Here is an 18,348-nt window from a genome sequence, read left to right as displayed (position 1 = left end):
TAGGGGGAGTAATATGTCTTCAAATGCCGATGAAATCATTCATCTAACTGATTTTTCATTTGTCCAGCTTTGTAATGAAAAATATGGAGTGAATAGAGGTATCTATAACACTATTGATTCCTGGTTTTACAAAAATGGAATAGTGGATATATTACAACGCCGGAGAATTATTATTTTTTTTCTTGAATCCCTTAATGAAACAAAGGAACCAAAAAAACTACGTCCGAAGTTCGGAAGCGGAGGATTATCGGTAAAATTGCAGGAATATTTTTCTGCTTTGGATTTGCATAACCCTTCAAAAATTGCTGTTAATCAGTAAGGATTTCTCTAATTCATAAAAAAGGTTTAATAGACAAATGGAATGGTGGATAGGGAGTTTAAATTGATATTTTCCTATCTTTTAAGTGAATATAAGGAGGTATTATTGTGGATCAGCGAAAATTCAGAGATATCTCAGGAAGTTTTGCAACCGGCGTTACCGTTGTCACTACAAAAAATGAAAAGGGTCATCCAGTTGGAATGACAGCCAATTCATTCACATCGTTATCTTTGGATCCACCTCTTGTAATAATCAATGTGGATAAAAAATCAAGTCTATATACAGAATTTTTGAACGCTGAAAGTTTTGCCGTTAATATTTTATCGTCTGAGCAAGAAGATATATCCAGACGTTTTTCAACAAAAAACATCGATCGATTTGAGGGGATCAGTTATGAGGAAGATGTAACAGGATCGCCGATTTTAAAAGATGTAATCGGATATTTTGATTGTGATATAGTCAAGCACTATGATGGAGGTGACCACACCATTCTAATCGGTGAGACAAAGGGTGGAAATATAGGCAGTGGCGAACCTTTAATTTTTTATAGAGGGAAGTACCAGCACGTGAACAACCCAGTTGTGAAATAAAAATTACATTTATAAAAGCAACCGCCGGAACCCTTCTTGGTTCCATGAAAAATAGAACCTGTGAAAATAAAGCGGCCTTTCCAACCGCTTTTTTATTTTACTTCTTTCCCAGAAATTCCTTAACGGGTATCTAATCATCGATTCAGCAAGTGTTTCCTTTGCTTACTACGAAACGTGATTTTAAACATTAATTCGAGAAGGTATCAGCCCTCTCTGAATTTGGTAATTGCCCAATTTGTCGAATATTATTCCTTGATAATTCTGAATTTTTAGTTAAAATAGATTTTAACTTCATCCCATTTGCCTTAACAGCAAAGGGTAATGAATTGTTATGCCCTTACAATGTAATAACCTTGACTGCAAAGTTTCCAGGTCCAGCCATAGCCGGCTGTTTCCTATGGTTCGTAAGGGCTGGAAGGATTGCTGTTTTAATGGCCCTGGGAATTACGGTGTTATACATGCCAGGGATGCCATCAGGCCTTGTTTGGCCATATGAATGGGTTATTGTCTTTGTGTAGGCAATTCTCAGGGCAGTCCTATATAAAAATCTCGATAACAAATACGGGAAGCAATATTCCGATAAACATATGGAAGCAGAACTGGCGCGAGCTGTGCAGTATGACGAGGCAGATTCAGATTTACATTATAAATATGCTTAGACAAGGATATGGCGTGGCCCCTTCTGGGATTACGCCATTTCTTTTTACTAACAGGCTACTTCGAATGAAGTTAATGATATATAGGGCTAATGGGGAGAATTTTATGAGATCTTCTATGCGGTGGTTGAGAGACAATAAAGGTGAGTGTTTTTTTCAACAAATAGTAGTATTCGATTTACTAATCTTTCATACTTGTTATGGCTGGGATATCTATTTATTTAAGCGTAAGAAAAATTTAATAAATAATTGACACTGTTAAAACAGGAATTCGCCCTTCAAATCCTGAATTATACATAGAGGGTCTTAGATTCTCTTCAACCATGAAAAATTATGTTAAATCTAAATGGTAGCGTTTACGTGGGAGGGGATATCGATTAGCCAATTTTAGATTTTAAAAATGCGTAGCAAGGGCAGAACTGATGTGAAAAAGAGCGTAGAGAAGGACAAACCAAATACTTTTAAAAAAGTTGCTTTCATGAAGAATATTAGTCTCAAAATCGATCGTTCTACTGCTACTATAAAAGACTTTGGTGCGCATATTGACCCCATTTAAATAGTAAAACCCGGAGAAACCTTTAAGGTCGAAGCCCAGGATAATTTTTTTGGTGACATCAAAACGGAGAAGGACTTAAATCCAGAAATCATGGACCCACACATATCAGTTTGTTGGTCCTTCATTTTACGTGGTTGGGGTTGAATTTCCTAAAAAATACTTATAATATCCAAAAATATTTTGTATAATCCTCACTTTTTCTATAACTCTACAAAAGAAAGCCAGTCATAGTTAGAAACGGTAAGATTGATTTAAAATTACATAGGGGAGGAATGTATATGATCAAAGTAAACGAAATTTATGAGGTGGAGCTTGAGGCCAATATACCAATCGTGATGCGGGATGGAGTTACTTTACTTGCTGATATTTATTATCCAAAAGGTGAAGGGACATTCCCTGTTTTATTGATGCGTTCTCCTTATGATAAACAACATTCCGAGTTTATGAGTTATCTGCATCCAGAATGGTATGCAAGACAGGGATACATAGTAGTGACCCAGGATTCACGCGGGAAATTTGCCTCGGACGGGGAATTTAATCCTTTCCATTATGAGCGGCAAGATGGCATCGATACGATTGAATTTGTCAGGAAACTGCCAAGGTCAAACGGGAAAGTGGGCATGTATGGATTTTCCTATGTAGGGGCGACCCAATTGCACCCTGCTGTCGAAAATCCTGAGGGCTTGACGGCCATTGCGCCGGCTTTTACCAATGATGGTTATTATGAGGATTGGTCCTATAAAAACGGCGCCACCCATTTAGCATTCCTGCAATCCTGGTCAGCCTTCTTGTCATTGGACCAAGCGATGAGAAAAGGAAAGCCGGAAGCAGCGAGAAAATTGATGAAAATTAATACGACCATCAATGAAGAATACGATCATCTGCCGCTTACCGACCACCCTTTAATCGACCGTGATATTACTTCTTTTTATTATGAATGGCTCTCCCACCCGACATTCGACGACTATTGGAAGAAATGGCACCTGGGCGGTAAATACAAACAGTTGAATATTCCTTCCCTTCATATTGGGGGATGGTACGATATCTTTATAGAAGGAACGATACGGAATTACACCGGAATTTCAAAATTGAACAAAAATCAAAAACTGGTCATTGGACCTTGGTATCATATGCCATGGACCAACTTTGTCGGCGATATCTATTTTGGGGAAGAAGCCAATAATGTTGTGGATGAAATTCAGGTTCGCTGGTATGATCACTGGTTAAAGGGCGAAGATAACGGGATTATGGATGAACCGCCGGTATCCATCTTTGTCATGGGTGAAAACAAGTGGAGGCAGGAGCAGGAATGGCCGTTAGCGAGAACACAATACACTCCATATTATATCCACAGTAAAGGAAGAGCGAACTCTCTAAATGGAGATGGATCCCTGGATCGCAAAACACCAACCGAGGAGATTCCGGACATCTATGTCTATAACCCTCTTGACCCTGTACCAAGTGTGGGTGGACATAGTTGCTGTAATGCTGCTTTAACCCCGATGGGTCCTAAGGATCAGCGCATAATAGAGGGTCGTAACGATGTAATGGTATATACATCTGATGTACTTACCGAAGATTTAGAGGTGACCGGACCAGTCGAAGCAGTCATTTATGCCTCTTCCTCTGCAAACGATACCGATTTTACCGTCAAACTGGTTGATGTCCATCCAGATGGAATGGCTATTAATCTGTTGGAAGGAATTCAAAGGGCAAGCTATAGGGATTCAAATGAAAACCCTACACCGATTACCCCGGGAGAAATTTATGAATATCGCTTCCATGTCGGCAACACTAGCAACCTATTCAAAAAAGGCCATAAAATCCGCATCGAAGTATCAAGCAGCAACTTCCCTGCATTTGATGTAAACCTCAATTCATTCAGGATTGATAAACACGGAACATACGCGGACAGCAAGCTGGCCACTCAAAAAATCTATCATGATGAACAGCATCCAACCCATTTGATCCTGCCGATCATTCCAAGGTAAGTGTTTTAGAAAGAACGGGAATCAGGCGAGTAAAATGCCCTTTTCGTAAATAGGAATAAAAGGCAACTGTCTAACCGTCTGGAGGGCAGTTGTTTTTTTGTCCTCTTTTTAAATATACGAATAAAAGGCCCATGCTGTATGATTTGCGTGAAAGCGGCCAAATCGAACAGTATGCCGACCTGATCGCGTTTCTTTTTCGCGATGATTATTACAACAGGGATTGTGAAGAAGATAATCTTGTGGAGGTGATCCTGGCAAAACAGCGGAATGGGCCGATAGGGACGGTGAAGCTTGCTTTTCATAAGGAGTATGGGAGTTTGAAGAGTAGTCAAGGTTTACATTTACGGTTTCGTCATTTTCCGGCAAGTAACTCCCGCTATGATGAAATATATGATTTCAAAAGAAGTCTCTCAGAAAAACAAGTTTCGGAAAGACTCCTGAACATCTAGACATTCTATTGATTTATAGAATCATATGATCCGCCGAGTTGTATCTTACCCCCCTATAGTTTGAAACATACTCCTCATTAATAGTGCCATTCTTAAGTGGAGAGAATTTTTTGGATCATTTACAGAATAATTTAGAATTTCTTCACATTTTGCAATCCGATATTTTACGGTGTTTCGATGGACATATAATTTTTTCGAGGTGATGGCGATCTCACAGTGGTTATCTAAAAAAACAACCATCGTTTTGATCAGGTCTTCTTCATCCTTAGTTTTTGGATAGGCTAAGGACCGCAGTGTGTTCTCATAAAATTTTTGTAACTGAACTGTTGGAATCAGGCGAATCAACTCTTGTATTTTTTTTGTTTCGTAAAGGTTAACAAATTTTCTTTGATAAAGATTGAATCCATTTTCCCATGCTTCCAATGCTTCTGTATAACTGACAGGTATGGAGGTTACTTCATTCACATAGTTGCCAATCCCGAAAGAAAGCGAAATTTTTAATCGGTCGAAGGCTTCTTGCTGGAATTCTTCCAGGCTTGTCCGAATGGAATCCTTTAACGTATCATCAAATGATGAGCTGAATTGAAGCAATATGACAAAATGGGTATCTTTCATAAAAAAAATATTTTGGATTCCTAATTTCGTTACAGTCTTTTTTAGATAATCAGATATAAGGTCATAGATCTGGTTAAGTACTTCATCACTTTGCTGAAGGAAATTTTGTGTATGATCATCGATTTTACACAATATCGATAGGTATCTGTTGTTATCTAAAAGATTGAATTGGTTACCGCGATGAATGATTTCCTGTTTGGAAGTAATTTTTCCATCCACCAGTGAACCAAAAAAATTATTCTTTAACATTCTGTTATTTTGCTGGATGGCTTCATGTTTTAATAAGGTGGCAGAAATCACCGTAGAAGCTTGCTCGATTGCCAGCTGGGAAGATGGATAGCGCAGCTCATCCGGGTTAAAAACGATTAATAAATAGGGAAATAGCCGCATGGTTTTTACTGGAAACACACGCAGTTTAATAGGAGGCTGGCCTTCGACAGGGTGAATAATCGAAATCCTGTTGTGACTTCGATAATAATCCATGTTTTGTTTGAATGCGGCCAATACATGTTCTTGCAGCAGTTTCATATTTTCCCTTTTGAAATGGTCAGAAGAGGCAGTAACCTCCCCCAAGGGATTTATTAAAAGAACAGGAGATTTTAATAATAGTCCAATGTTTACAATTAAAGCTTTTATTGTATAACCTTTCATCATCATATTAGTAAACCTTTTATGGACATGAAGGGCATAATAAAGCTCTTCCGTTTTGTTATCCCATAAAAACCCCAATAATTGGTGCCCGACTTTTCCTAATGTTAGCGAGACCGGAATTTGGATGATGGGGAAGTTTAAGCTGTTCGCCAGATCCACTACCTCTTGTGGTACTTCATCAATGAACCTTCTTAGTTTAATTCCAATTCCCGCACATGGCAGATCATGGATATTAGATATGAGCTGGCATAATTCCTTAGGGTTGTCTTTAAAGGCATAACCAGTAGTCAGCAATAAAGAATTGGCGGACATGTAATCACGTACATCAGGAGTCTCGGAAATTTCAATGGATTCTACATATCTATTTAAACCGGAATGTCCAGCAATGATTTTCGCATCATGAAAGACATCCAGGATAAACAGATCCTCGACTTTTTTCATACATGTATCCTCCCGGGGAAAATAACAAATTTTTTTAATTTTTTATAAATATTATATAGGAAAATGAAGTACATATGTTTACTTTAAATAAATATCCTATTTACTTTTGTTTGTTTTGTCCAATGATTTTGTATAATATTTCCTATATATTTATAGAATGACAGGGTACTAACACACCGTTAAATCGAATTATTAATTTGGATAGTTTTTAAACAGCGTGGAATGCGAATGTACAAAGGGGAATTGTATATGGTAAATGAAACAAATGTGAAAAAGAGATTCTTTAAGCTGGATGAAGTTGCACAGTTTGACCCCAATCAAGGAAAAAAAACGATTTTTTATGAAACGGACAAAACAGCTGGTGCTGTATGGTGTTTAGAACCAGGCCAGGAAGTCTATAAGCATTGGCATACGACTTCTGATGACCTTTGGATCTGCATTCAAGGAACAGGAACGTTCTATCCTGGAAATGGCGAAGAAGTGGAAATAACGAAAGGTCATTTGATTATTTCTTACCCTGGACAACAACATGGGATGAAAAATACTGGCAATGAGCGCTTTATTTTTGTTGGGGTAGCCGGTCCGCAGCCAATGGATTTATTTTTTCCTGAGGAAGATAAATAAATATGGAGCTTGTAAAAAGCAATCTGATTCAAATTATGTGAATTATGATTGCTTTTTTTTATTTCAAATATCATTAAGAATTGGCCATAAGCCAGGTGTGGGACGAACGGTAAATGGATATAGGTTATTTTCCACAAATGAATGCAGTGAATATTGTTTACTTTGGCTACTGACTTTTATATTAAAACGTTGCACAATATTGTTATAGTACAGAAAGTAAGTGATTTAACACAGATTGTTTGTCCATCGATAACTGAATACAAATATAAAACCTATGGGGGTGAATTATGAAATACGATTTAATTATTAGAAACGGTAATGTTGTTTTTGATGATGGGGTAAGAAAAGTCGATGTAGCGGTTAAGGATGGAAGGATTTCCGCCATTGCGGAAAAGCTTGAAGCAGAAGCTCTTCAGTTTGTAAATGCAGAAGGACAATATGTCATGCCGGGCATGATTGACACTCACGTTCACATATGTGAGCCGGGCAGGACGGAATGGGAAGGCTTTATCACTGGTACAAAGGCACTGGCTGCAGGGGGGACAACAAGTTATGTCGATATGCCTTTAAATGCACTTCCAGCTACCATTGATAAAAATTCACTGGATTTGAAAAAGGCTGCCGCAAAGCGAAAGAACTATGTGGATTATGCGCTATACGGTGGTTTGGTTCCCGAGAATCTTGAGAAATTGGAAGAACTTTCAGATGAAGGTGTGGTTGCTTTCAAGTGTTTCATGTCTACGTGCGGGTCCGATATTCCGGGTGATTTCGTCAATGTGGATGATTATACATTATATATGGGGATGAAGAAATTAGCAGAGCTTGGTCATATATTATCCATCCATGCAGAAAATGCAGAGATAACAGACCGGATGGGACAGGAGTTTGAAAGACAAGGAAAAACAAGCCCAACAGATTATACAGTTTCACGGCCGCCATTTACGGAAGTGGATTCAGTAAAGAGAGCCTTATTTTTAGCAAAGGAAACAGACTGCAGACTTCATTTTGTCCATATCAGCACTGCGGAAGCGGTGGAGGAAATCACACGGGCAAGAAACGAAGGCCAGGATGTCACGGTTGAAACCTGTCCCCATTTTTTGACGATATCACTCACCCAGTTTGAGGAATTGGGGCCAGTGGCCAAATGCGCACCTCCATTACGGGATGATGCTGAACAGCTGAAGCTCTGGCAAACCGTTAAGGAAGGAAAAATTGATATGATCACTTCCGACCATTCTCCGTGTCCGCCTGACATGAAATTTAGCGAAACAAATAATATTTTTGAAGTGTGGGGCGGCATCACGGGTTGTCAAAACAATGTTGACCTTATGTTTGACGAAGCGGTTTTGAAACGGAATATTCCTGTCACCGATTTTGTCAGAATGATCGCCAAAAATCCTGCGCGGCGCTTTAATTTCGAACATAAAGGAGAAATCGCCATTGGCAAGGATGCCGACATGATCTTTGTGGATCCGAACCAATCCTATGTTGTTGAAAAAGAAGGCCTTTATTATCGCCATCAACACAGCCCTTATATTGGCAGGAAAATAAACTGCCGGGTAACTAAAACTTTTGTCCGTGGCAATCTTGTATTCGATGTAAAGGAAGGAATTATTGGAGAGCCTATAGGTCAGCTCGTTACCTATCATAAAAATGAGGCAGCGGTAGCACCTTGATTTTTGTTAAAAAAAGAGCCTTTGAAAGCAGCTAATGCACCCATTTCATATATACAGACAACCTTTAGGCTCTTTTGTTATACATTTCAAAACAAGAAAAGGAGATGAAGGGCATGTCGGCAAATTTGGAACCAGTTGCAGTGGAGAGTCCGGTCCAGCCAGATGCAGGTGTAGATCATTCTCTAAAACCGATTACCGAAAAGGGTAGAACGGTGGGAAAGCTAGACTATGTTTTTATGTGGATTGGCGACGGGGTAAACTTAGGGAATATGACGCTCGGAGCAAGCTTGATTGTAGCTGGAGCTGCCACATTGAACCTTTTTCAAACATTTGCAGCTGCCATCATTGCCATTGGCATCATATCCATTGTTTTTGCTTTAAATGACAGGGCCGGTTACAGGACCGGTATTCCTTATGTTGTACAGCTCAGAATGTCATTTGGGGAGAAGGGTGCTGTCATATCATCGCTTTTGCGCGGTATTCCGGCCCTCGTTTGGTACGGTTTCCAGAGTTGGATCGGCGGAACTGCCCTTAACGAAATCGCCAAGATTGTTTCAGGGGGAAGCTTTGATAATATATTTATCTGCTTTATCGTCCTGCAATTATTTCAAACGTGGCTGTCGATGTACGGGTTCCATGCCATAAAATGGGTAGAAACCCTTGTGTCCGTTGTGATTGGTTTAGCCCTCATTTATGTATTGTATATTCTTCTGGCCAATCATAGTGAAGCCATTACAGAAAACTGGGTTCAAGCAAAAGGGACGTGGGGATTACCATTCTTTGCATTCATCATGATGTTTATGGGGAATTATGCAGCAATTTTTCTAAGCGCCGCGGACTATTCAAGGGAATTAAAGTCCGGAATCAATGATAAAAAACGAGGGTTGTTATACTTCTTCCCTATTTTGATTGCCTATGGCCTGACATTAACCATTGGCGCCATGCTGGCTTCTGTAACAGGCAATTCCAATCCTGTAAAAGCATTTGCCATAGTCGTAGATAACTCATATGTTACTATTTTTGTATCTGCATTCATTGTTCTTGGTGTCATCGGGGTAAACATGGTGGCTAATATCATTGCACCAGCCTATGTCATCACGTTGCTGACTAAACTAAAATATAAGCCTGCTGTTATGATCACCGGCTTGCTCGCTCTATGTACTTTCCCTTGGGTACTCGTTCAGGATTCCTCCGCGGAGGGTCTGGGAATTTTCATTCTAATCTATTCCGCCTTTTTAGGACCGATTGTTGCAATCTTGTTAGTCGAATACTACATTTTAAGAAAGCAAAAAGTAAATGTTCCATATCTGTATGAGAAAGATGGTCCATTTTCGGGTGTTAATCCAGCCGCTGTACTGGCAATGCTGATCGGCGCAGGGGCAGCCTTTGTAGTCGTGGAGCTGGCATGGATTATCGGTTTGTTGTTAGGAGGACTTTCATATTACCTTCTTATGAAGTATGCATTCAAAAATTCGAAATTCAAAGTGGGTACAATTTTCGAAAAATTATGATTATTATGTGAATAAATGCAAGAAAAAAAATCAGGCTGTCCCATTAAGTAACAGGGTTTGGAAAATACATGCCTTATTCCGTGTAAAGTTATCCAGCCCTCTCGCACTTATTGTGGAACAGCCTTTTTAACGATTACCAACGTTGGGGGGAGAGAGCAATGTCAACATATGATGTAATTATTAGAAATGGTCATATTGTAACGGAAGAAACCATTGTCCAAGGCGATATTGGCATTAAGGCTGGAAAAATTGCAGTAATAGTTGTGGGTCAGTCGATTGAGACTGAAGCTGAAGGGGAGATCAATGCCAAGGGCCTCCATGTATTTCCTGGTTTAATCGATTCTCATGTTCATTTTAATGAACCGGGAAGAACCGAATGGGAAGGGCTCGAGACTGGAAGCAAGAGCTTAGCTGCTGGAGGAATAACTACCTTTATTGATATGCCGTTAAACAGTACTCCGCCCACCATAAATCGGGAGAATTTAGTTCTGAAAAAGGCCGCCTCAGAAAGAAAGTCAATGGTGAATGCCCGATTCTGGGGAGGGCTTGTTCCAGAAAACATAAATGATCTAAAGGATCTATTCGAGGATGGGGTACTTGGGTTTAAGGCATTTATGTCCCCAAGCGGTATCACAGATTTCAATCATGTGGATGATGTCACCATTTATAAAGGAATGAAGGAGATTGCAAGATTAGGTTCCTTATTAGCGGTCCATGCAGAAAGTACGGTTATATGCGAACAGCTTGCCCAGGAAAAAATAGCTGAAGGCCATACATCGGCAAGGGATTTTACAGCATCACGTCCAATTATTTCGGAAATAGAAGCGGTGAGAAGAATTATTTCCTATGCAGAAGCAACAGGCTGTAAACTGCATATCGTTCATGCCAGCAGCAGAAAAGTGGTTGAAGTTATAAATGAGGCAAAACATAGAGGAGTAGATGTTACCGTTGAAACATGTCCCCACTATCTTTCTTTGACGGTTAAAGACCTTGAAGAGAAAGGCGGATTGGCAAAATGCTGCCCTCCACTCCGGGATGAAAGTGAAGTGGATGATCTTTGGAAAGCGGTTGCGAACGGCGAAATCGATGTCATTGCTTCAGACCATTCCCCGGCTCCGCCTTCTATGAAGGAAATCAAGAACGGCGATTATTTTAAAGCCTGGGGAGGTATTTCCGGTGCCCAATCAACCTTAAATATCTTATTGACAGAAGGGCATTTTAAACGCGGCTTGCCATTGCAAAAGATTGCTGAATTAACGGGAGCGAAGCCAGCCAAGCTTTTTGGGCTGTTTCCTAATAAGGGGACCATTAAAGCAGGAAGCGACGCTGACCTTGCTATAGTTGATCTTAACAAAAGCTTTGAATTAAAAAAAGAGGACCTCTATTATCGTCACCAGCAGTCCCCTTATGTGGGAAAAACCTTTAATGGAAAGGTAATCACAACGCTTGTTAACGGGCAAGTCGTGTTTCAGAATGGAGAAATAATAAAAGAAATAGAAAAAACTGTGTAGGGTCTGCGAAACAATTATGCCTGGAATTTATTGATTTTGCATAAAAAGAGTGGGTAATTTTGTTTATTGGTGATAATGAATCATGTACCGAAAAGGGATACATTATAGTAAATTAACTAAAATATGAAAAATCTTCTAACAATGATGAAGGGAATTGTAGAAATGGAAGGTTTGAAAGAAGCAGTAGTCAGTAAGATACATAGTTTAGGCGAGTATGGAAAAGACCCAGGTGGAGGAATCACACGTTTACTATATTCAAAATCCTGGCTACAAGCCCAAACCGCTGTTAAAGATTGGTTAGAAAAAGAGGGGCTGGAAGCGCGTTTCGATGAAGCGGGAAATTTATTTGGAACATTGGCAGGAATGAAACCGGATGAAACGATTTTAACCGGATCCCATATTGATACCGTAAAAAACGGAGGTTTATACGATGGCCAATATGGAATTGTTGCTGGGATTGTGGCCATCAAGTATTTAAAGGAGAAGTATGGCCAGCCGCTTCGCAATCTTGAAGTAGTTTCCATAGCCGAAGAAGAGGGAAGCCGATTTCCTTATACATTTTGGGGTTCTAAAAACATCCTGGGAATGGCAAGCCAAAAAGATGTAGAGGGAATTATAGATTTTGACGGTGTTCCCTTTTTGGAGGCTATGAAAGAATCAGGCTTTTCTTTCAGGAACAAATCAAAAGGCATACGGACGGATATAAAAGCCTTTGTCGAAATTCATGTTGAACAAGGCATTGTCCTGGAAAAGGAAAAGAAATCTGTTGGTGTTGTGCAAAGTATTGTGGGTCAAAGACGCTTTACCGTAAGCTTGAAAGGGGAGTCAAACCACGCTGGCACAACACCGATGGCCCTAAGAAGGGATACAGTCCATGCGGCAAGCAGAATGATCTGTGAAATCATGACAATGGCAAAACAGATCGGTGATCCATTGGTGGCAACGGTAGGACATATAGTGGCAGAACCTAACATAGTGAACGTCGTACCTGGGAAAACAAGCTTTACTATCGATGTCCGGCATATCAATAAAAATGAACTTTTGCATTTCACGAATCAAATGAAGGATGCCATTTCAACGCTTGCAAGAGAGCATGATGTGGAAGCGGAGATCGAGATGTGGATGGATGTAGATCCGGTACCAATGGACCCGAATATCGTGAAGGTCATTGAACAAGTATGTAGAGAGAATGATTTAAATTATAAAACGATGCATAGTGGTGCTGGACATGATGCACAGATTTTCGCCCCCGTTGTCCCGACAGCTATGCTTTTTGTTCCAAGCCATAAGGGAATAAGCCATAATCCGGCAGAGTATACAGAGCCGGACGATTTAGCAGAAGGTGTGAAGGCGCTGATTAGCACCCTTTATGAACTAGCCTATAAAGAATAAATAATAGAATTGGAGATGGTTAACATGGGTTACCCAAAGGATTTACTTTCAAGCAGGTCGATCATAAAACACGGGTTATATGCTCTTATTGCGCCCGAAGGTTTAGTGAACAATGTCATCCCGGGATTTGAAAATTGCACTATTTCCGTTTTAGGTTCTCCAAAACTTGGAGCGAGCTTTGTGGATTATGTCGTAACAATGCACAAAGGCGGGAAAAATAGCGAAGGCTTTTGCGGTCAAGAGAATGTCGAGAGCTTTGTGTATGTTCTTGGCGGAAAAGTGAAAGCCACAGCAGCAGGGAAAGAATACATTCTAGAAGAGAGCGGCTATCTATATTGCCCGCCGGGGACAAAAATGTATTTAGAAAATTTTGTTGAAGAGGATTCAAGACTATTTCTATATAAGCAGAAATACAGGCCCCTGGAAGGACGAAAGCCATGGGCAATTTCCGGTCACGCGAACAACATAGAATTTAGGGACTATGATGATATGCATAATGTGCATATTAAGGATCTCTTGCCAACGGATTTAGACTTCGATATGAATTTCCATATTTTATCATTCGATCCTGCGGCAAGCCATCCATTTATCGAAACGCACGTCCAGGAGCATGGTGCGTATCTGTTATCGGGAGAAGGAATGTACAATCTTGATAATGAATGGATTCCAGTGAAAAAAGGAGACTATATTTTTATGGGACCATACGTGCATCAAGCTGCTTATGCCGTAGGGAGAGAGCCTCTAGCCTATGTTTACTCTAAAGATTGCAATCGAGATCCGGAACTGTAATGCAAAAAGGGATCAGAGCGTGAGAGCTCTGGTTCTTTTTTTGTGCGTATGGAAGCCGCTTTACTTTCAGGTGGGTGTAAAAACTCCAACAACGAATTCCATAAAAATAAATAAATGCCATTTATAGGCAGTCTCTATTTCTATTTTTAAGATATCTAAACACTGCAGGCCGATAGTGGTATTACTATGGATATAAGAATTCAAAAGGAGCGTTAATGGGTTGTGTCAGCAACAAATTTTTCAACCAAAGGTATTAGTTTTATCCAATTATTTGCTTTTTTTTATTGGTGCTTAGTCCCCTACCTTTTCCTTAATTGGTGATTTATGATAAGAAACATGTGTTGCTTTCGACAACATTAGCCATATAGAAAAAGGGGGAGTCTGGAAAGTGAAAAAAACGCATCAACTTGTGCTGGTTACTGTGATTCTAATGCTTGCACTTTCAATTATGCCAAGTTCTTCTGAAGCGGCTACTATTCAAAAGAAGGTAAATGTTGACGTATTAAATATGCGATCTGGTCAGGGAACGAGTTATAAGGTGATCTATCAATTAAAGAAGGGCCAAACTGTAAACGTCACACAACAGCAGGATGGCTGGTCTAAAGTAACCTATGGAACCCGCACCGGCTGGGTAGCGTCAAAATATTTATCTCATATTACATGGAAGGGTTATGTTAACGCATCATCTCTTAATCTAAGAAAATCTCCGAGCACCGCAAGTACGGTCCTTGCAAAACTGTCCAAAGGTACATTTGTTAATGTTGAACAGCAAGGGACTAGCTGGTTGAAGGTATATGTGCCAACCAAAAATATAAGAGGGTGGGTATCCTCTACTTATATAACAAAAGTGCGGGTTAAAGGAAAGGTCATTGTCCTTGATGCCGGGCATGGCGGCGTAGATGGGGGTGCCAGTGGTTCCACCACTTTGGAAAAAGAGCTGAACCTCAGGACCGTAAAGGAACTGGCGATTCTTTTCCGGCAGGCTGGAGCAAAAGTCATTATGACACGGGAAGATGATCGCTATTTAACTCTGCAGCAGCGTGTAGCTGTAAGCGAACAGTACAATGCGGATGCGTTCTTAAGCATCCACTATAATGCAGCAGGCTCTACTGCTAGTGGGGTTATGTCTTTTTATTATGACTCTTCTAAGGATTATGCGTTGGCCAAGTATATTCAAGAAGGAATGGTCAAAGAAACCGGAATGAAGGATATGGGTGTCAGGTACGGAAATTTCTATGTGCTTCGTGAAAATAGCCGTCCTTCTGTCTTGCTTGAACTTGGATTTATATCTAACCCGACTGAGGAAAAAAAGATTGCTGCCATTACTTATCAAAGAAACGTATCCAGGGGAATATTTAATGGTGTGAATAAATATTTTTCTGTCTATAAATAAGCCAAAAAGCTCCTTTTCCGAAGGGGCTTTTGTTATAGGAATGGCATGAGTACAGTCTATAGGGTCTCATTTCCATCTGGCGTAAAATGAAATCTTTTTGTTAAATAAAGAAGGGAAATATCCTTTAAAAGTCAGCATTCAAAGTTCAAATATTTGCCACTTACCAAGCGTGTAATGATCAATCTATAATTTACCCCTTGATTCCGGTACCAAGCAAACATTCAATTATTTTATGAAAAACCTCGAGAGAATACAAAAATAACAGGCATCACCAGAAGAGTGAATGATGAATATTAATCTATGGTTAAGGGATAAGCAAGAAACCTATAAAAGAAAAAGGGAGTAAATGTATAATTTCAGGTAACAGAAATCGGATCATTCAGGATTTTTTGAGTCTCGAAAGAAATAGTGTTAGCATGATAGAATCGTACTGCATCATTAATACGTCAATCAAATATCTATCAGTTTTATATAATTTTTCCTTCTTCCGTTTGAAAAAAACATTTATAATTAGCTTACATACAAGGACAAACTACGATTAGTAAAACCAGGAGTAAACGAAATGGACTTTCAGTATGAACGGCTGCTTCTCCAGATGTTAATAGTACTAATCCCTATTATCCTGTACCTTGCAACATCAAATGATCGAAGGGATAAAAAACGGGAAAGCCTGATATGGTGTGCCGTATGTGCCTTTACATTGGCTTTATCAATCTCAGTTCCAATAATAAGTGATCGGGGAATACTGCTTGATCTGCGAATGGTTCCCTGGTATTTATCTTTTATCTATGGGGGAACTAGTGTAGGAGTTATTGTCTCTATAGTTTTCTACGTCATCCGTTTCCTTGTAGGAGGGGTAGGCATGATACCAGCCTTCATTTCAATGATTATTTCCATCGTATGTATTTATTGTTTTCATAAGAAATTCCATTCTTGGACTCTAAAAAAGAAAATCTATTTTTCGGTGCTCTTTCTTGTTTTTTCTTCTGCTATGCTACCGGTAATTGCTATCTTTCTTGTTGCTGAACCACTAACCTTGGTAACCGCTGGGAATTACATGATTTTTGTCATTGAAAATGGACTTATGGCCTGGTTCGCCATCTATTTGATGGAGTCACACCGGGAAAAGATGTTACTAATGAAGGAAGTCCAAAGAAATGAAAAAATGCATGTCGTTGGACAGTTGGCGGCAAGTGTAGCCCATGAAATCAGGAATCCCATGACGAGTGTAAGAGGATTTATTCAACTGCTGACAGGTTCCCATAATTTATCTTCAGCCGAAAAGGATTATCTAACTATAAGTCTGGAAGAATTGGACCGGGCCAATAAGATTATCTCTGATTACCTGTCATTGGGTAAAAATCAGATTATTGAAAAAGATGGTATTCTGGATATGGGGCAGGAGGCAAGTAAATCAGTCAATTCGCTTTCTTCCTATGCTACATACCATAATGTGGATGTTTCTATAGATATACGTGGCCAAGCCGTAATTTCGGGAAATACAGGCAGGGTTCAGCAAATGTTTGTGAATCTTATTAAAAATGCTATAGAAGCAGCAGATGAAAAAGTGAACATTTCTATCTATCCTAACCGGGACAAGGTAAATATCTTTATCTCAAATGATGGGGAAGGAATGGTCCTGGAACAAATTGAAAAACTGGGTCTGCCTTTTTACTCCACTAAGGAAAAGGGAACGGGTTTGGGCTTGATGGTGACTCTTCAGATCATCAGGGAAATGGGAGGGAAGTGGAAGGTAGTTAGTGACAAAACCACGGGAACAGTATTTCAATTGACATTTCCATTGTGTAACAGTAAATGGCATTGGATTTAATATCGTTCGATTACGTTGATTTTTATAACTACAAGAGATGGAAGTGTGAGGAATGAACAAATCTTTTGATAAAGTAATATACAGTAGTATCGATAAAGAACGCATTAAAGTGGCATTGGTATCAGGAAATTTGGCAGACGCGGCGATTTTATTTAAGTATTCGGTCCTTTCTCCAGCGGATTTCATTGAACTTCAAATGAAATACCTTCCTCGAGATTTGCTTGTGAAGGTTCTGCAAAAAGATAGAAAAGGATACAGAGAAGAAGAATCCTTGGAACCGCAACTTATTGAAACTACAAGTTTTAAGGAAGAGCTCTCCAACAAAAATCATTCTGTTGGTAACGAAGATAATGAAGAAATGCTTTTCGATCTTTGGGGACAGGTCTTATCCAATATTTCCAGAAGGATATCCACTCCATCTTTTGAAACATGGTTTAAGGATACTGATGGGGAAGTAAGAGACGAGATCATAATCGTTCACTGTGGGAATAGCTTTCAACTCGAATGGCTGAAAGAAAGATATGGAAAATTAATAGGTGACGTTATACAAGAGCTTACAGGCCAGGAATATGAAATAAAATTTATCGTAAGTGAGACTGCGGGGGTCCGTCATTAAATCCGTATTAGTAGTTTTAATTATAAAAGATGCATTGATCCTGTCCCCAAAAAGGGGAGGTATAAAAACACCCGGAGCTATTGCCGCTGAAAGGGAAATAGCTTCCCTCCCTTAAGTTTATTAATAGCATGATGTGAAGACTCCCGGACATGATTTCTGGCTACCATGCCCGATCATTCTAAAAGCAGGTCATGTCCCGGATCGGAATCTATCATGCCCGCCACTCCAAGCCTTTATTACACTTCCTAATTTTTGTGTCAATATATATTCCTGGTTATTTGCCATTTAATGAAAGTCACTATAGTTCCGATTCCAACTTTCGAATCGATCGAAAACTCGTCCATTAGCTTTTTTACCCCGGGTATTCCGAATCCCAGCCCTCCTCTAGTGGAGTAGCCAACTTCTAAGGCTTTATTAATATTCTCTATTCCCGGCCCCTCATCGATGGCTATTACTTTAACTCCATTTTTCATCCTTTCCCGAATGATTTCTATTCTGATTTCACCTTGTCTCGCATGCTGGTGTATATTTCTTGCCAATTCAGAGATGGCGGTAATAAGCTTTGCCTTATTGATCGGATCAAAGTCGAGCCTACTGGATATGTCTCTTCCTGCATTACGGGCCGTGACGATATCCCATTCCTTGCGAATTTTGATGACGTAATCATTTTCCATATAACCCCAACTTTTCATCTTTTTTTGATAGTGTATCGGCTTCCTGCCTAGAGTAATATTTCA

At 39.7% G+C, this 18,348-nt stretch carries 16 protein-coding genes and 1 pseudogene; 15 read left to right on the top strand and 2 right to left on the bottom strand.

Features of this window, described 5'->3' with window-relative positions; translation table 11 throughout:
• The first annotated feature begins 13 nt into the window (after nucleotides 1–13).
• The 6 genes and pseudogenes from D0466_RS04050 to D0466_RS22765 all read left to right on the top strand — a co-directional run.
• Nucleotides 14–319, top strand: coding sequence for a hypothetical protein (locus D0466_RS04050; protein ID WP_117321267.1), 306 nt, complete (start codon nucleotides 14–16; stop codon nucleotides 317–319).
• A gap of 107 nt (nucleotides 320–426) precedes the next feature.
• Nucleotides 427–909 carry a flavin reductase family protein gene (locus D0466_RS04045; protein WP_158555817.1) on the top strand — a complete coding sequence of 161 codons (483 nt, stop codon included), beginning with the start codon at nucleotides 427–429 and terminating at the stop codon, nucleotides 907–909.
• A 353-nt stretch (nucleotides 910–1,262) separates the two neighbouring features.
• A complete protein-coding gene (locus D0466_RS22075) occupies nucleotides 1,263–1,427 on the top strand; it encodes a hypothetical protein (RefSeq protein ID WP_158555816.1) in 165 nt (54 codons plus the stop codon).
• A gap of 538 nt (nucleotides 1,428–1,965) precedes the next feature.
• On the top strand, nucleotides 1,966–2,121 hold the full coding sequence (locus D0466_RS22770) for a hypothetical protein (protein ID WP_233522524.1): 156 nt from the start codon (nucleotides 1,966–1,968) through the stop codon (nucleotides 2,119–2,121).
• Between the two features lie 278 nt (nucleotides 2,122–2,399).
• On the top strand, nucleotides 2,400–4,112 hold the full coding sequence (locus D0466_RS04035; protein WP_158555815.1) for a CocE/NonD family hydrolase: 1,713 nt from the start codon (nucleotides 2,400–2,402) through the stop codon (nucleotides 4,110–4,112).
• 119 nt (nucleotides 4,113–4,231) lie between these two features.
• Nucleotides 4,232–4,423: pseudogene (locus tag D0466_RS22765) on the top strand (DnaB-like helicase C-terminal domain-containing protein); the annotation flags it as partial.
• A gap of 183 nt (nucleotides 4,424–4,606) precedes the next feature.
• On the opposite strand, the gene D0466_RS04025 reads toward D0466_RS22765, so the two are convergent.
• Nucleotides 4,607–6,268 (bottom strand): PucR family transcriptional regulator, encoded by a 1,662-nt coding sequence (locus D0466_RS04025; protein ID WP_117321263.1) that lies wholly within the window; start codon nucleotides 6,266–6,268, stop codon nucleotides 4,607–4,609.
• Nucleotides 6,269–6,517: 249 nt separating this feature from the next.
• Here D0466_RS04025 and D0466_RS04020 point away from each other — a divergent pair, with 249 nt between their 5' ends.
• The 9 genes from D0466_RS04020 to D0466_RS03980 all read left to right on the top strand — a co-directional run bounded on the left by D0466_RS04020 (nucleotide 6,518) and on the right by D0466_RS03980 (nucleotide 17,611).
• Nucleotides 6,518–6,892 carry a cupin domain-containing protein gene (locus D0466_RS04020; protein ID WP_199484502.1) on the top strand — a complete coding sequence of 125 codons (375 nt, stop codon included), beginning with the start codon at nucleotides 6,518–6,520 and terminating at the stop codon, nucleotides 6,890–6,892.
• Nucleotides 6,893–7,179: 287 nt separating this feature from the next.
• Nucleotides 7,180–8,568, top strand: a complete 1,389-nt coding sequence (gene allB / locus D0466_RS04015; RefSeq protein WP_117321262.1) for an allantoinase AllB — start codon at nucleotides 7,180–7,182, stop codon at nucleotides 8,566–8,568.
• A 113-nt stretch (nucleotides 8,569–8,681) separates the two neighbouring features.
• Nucleotides 8,682–10,079 (top strand): NCS1 family transporter, encoded by a 1,398-nt coding sequence (locus D0466_RS04010; protein WP_199484501.1) that lies wholly within the window; start codon nucleotides 8,682–8,684, stop codon nucleotides 10,077–10,079.
• 158 nt (nucleotides 10,080–10,237) lie between these two features.
• Nucleotides 10,238–11,590 carry an allantoinase gene (locus D0466_RS04005; protein WP_117321260.1) on the top strand — a complete coding sequence of 451 codons (1,353 nt, stop codon included), beginning with the start codon at nucleotides 10,238–10,240 and terminating at the stop codon, nucleotides 11,588–11,590.
• 162 nt (nucleotides 11,591–11,752) lie between these two features.
• Nucleotides 11,753–12,982, top strand: a complete 1,230-nt coding sequence (gene allC / locus D0466_RS04000) for an allantoate deiminase (protein ID WP_117322203.1) — start codon at nucleotides 11,753–11,755, stop codon at nucleotides 12,980–12,982.
• A gap of 24 nt (nucleotides 12,983–13,006) precedes the next feature.
• Nucleotides 13,007–13,771, top strand: a complete 765-nt coding sequence (allE, locus tag D0466_RS03995) for a (S)-ureidoglycine aminohydrolase (RefSeq protein WP_117321259.1) — start codon at nucleotides 13,007–13,009, stop codon at nucleotides 13,769–13,771.
• Between the two features lie 388 nt (nucleotides 13,772–14,159).
• Nucleotides 14,160–15,164, top strand: coding sequence for an N-acetylmuramoyl-L-alanine amidase (locus D0466_RS03990; RefSeq protein WP_117321258.1), 1,005 nt, complete (start codon nucleotides 14,160–14,162; stop codon nucleotides 15,162–15,164).
• Between the two features lie 562 nt (nucleotides 15,165–15,726).
• On the top strand, nucleotides 15,727–16,995 hold the full coding sequence (locus tag D0466_RS03985; protein WP_117321257.1) for an ATP-binding protein: 1,269 nt from the start codon (nucleotides 15,727–15,729) through the stop codon (nucleotides 16,993–16,995).
• A 52-nt stretch (nucleotides 16,996–17,047) separates the two neighbouring features.
• Complete coding sequence (locus tag D0466_RS03980) at nucleotides 17,048–17,611, top strand: DnaA N-terminal domain-containing protein (protein WP_117321256.1); 564 nt, start codon at nucleotides 17,048–17,050, stop codon at nucleotides 17,609–17,611.
• Between the two features lie 257 nt (nucleotides 17,612–17,868).
• On the opposite strand, the gene D0466_RS03975 is transcribed toward D0466_RS03980, so the two are convergent.
• A complete protein-coding gene (locus D0466_RS03975) occupies nucleotides 17,869–18,285 on the bottom strand; it encodes an anti-sigma regulatory factor (protein ID WP_117322202.1) in 417 nt (138 codons plus the stop codon).
• Nucleotides 18,286–18,348: the final 63 nt, after the last annotated feature.

This window comes from Peribacillus glennii (assembly GCF_003429105.1).
GTDB lineage: Bacteria > Bacillota > Bacilli > Bacillales > DSM-1321 > Peribacillus > Peribacillus glennii.
The sequence above is the reverse complement of the archived record's forward strand: the minus strand, read 5'-3'. Positions and strand labels throughout refer to the sequence as shown.

Excerpts from the sequence above, each read along its gene's own strand:
- D0466_RS04050 (WP_117321267.1), top strand. The coding sequence starts at position 14 with ATGTCTTCAAATGCCGATGAAATCATTCATCTAACTGATTTTTCATTT.
- D0466_RS22770 (WP_233522524.1), top strand. The coding sequence starts at position 1,966 with ATGCGTAGCAAGGGCAGAACTGATGTGAAAAAGAGCGTAGAGAAGGAC.
- D0466_RS04035 (WP_158555815.1), top strand. The coding sequence starts at position 2,400 with ATGATCAAAGTAAACGAAATTTATGAGGTGGAGCTTGAGGCCAATATA.
- D0466_RS04025 (WP_117321263.1), bottom strand. The coding sequence starts at position 6,268 with ATGAAAAAAGTCGAGGATCTGTTTATCCTGGATGTCTTTCATGATGCG.
- D0466_RS04020 (WP_199484502.1), top strand. The coding sequence starts at position 6,518 with ATGGTAAATGAAACAAATGTGAAAAAGAGATTCTTTAAGCTGGATGAA.
- allB (WP_117321262.1), top strand. The coding sequence starts at position 7,180 with ATGAAATACGATTTAATTATTAGAAACGGTAATGTTGTTTTTGATGAT.
- D0466_RS04010 (WP_199484501.1), top strand. The coding sequence starts at position 8,682 with ATGTCGGCAAATTTGGAACCAGTTGCAGTGGAGAGTCCGGTCCAGCCA.
- D0466_RS04005 (WP_117321260.1), top strand. The coding sequence starts at position 10,238 with ATGTCAACATATGATGTAATTATTAGAAATGGTCATATTGTAACGGAA.
- allC (WP_117322203.1), top strand. The coding sequence starts at position 11,753 with ATGGAAGGTTTGAAAGAAGCAGTAGTCAGTAAGATACATAGTTTAGGC.
- allE (WP_117321259.1), top strand. The coding sequence starts at position 13,007 with ATGGGTTACCCAAAGGATTTACTTTCAAGCAGGTCGATCATAAAACAC.
- D0466_RS03985 (WP_117321257.1), top strand. The coding sequence starts at position 15,727 with ATGGACTTTCAGTATGAACGGCTGCTTCTCCAGATGTTAATAGTACTA.
- D0466_RS03980 (WP_117321256.1), top strand. The coding sequence starts at position 17,048 with ATGAACAAATCTTTTGATAAAGTAATATACAGTAGTATCGATAAAGAA.
- D0466_RS03975 (WP_117322202.1), bottom strand. The coding sequence starts at position 18,285 with ATGGAAAATGATTACGTCATCAAAATTCGCAAGGAATGGGATATCGTC.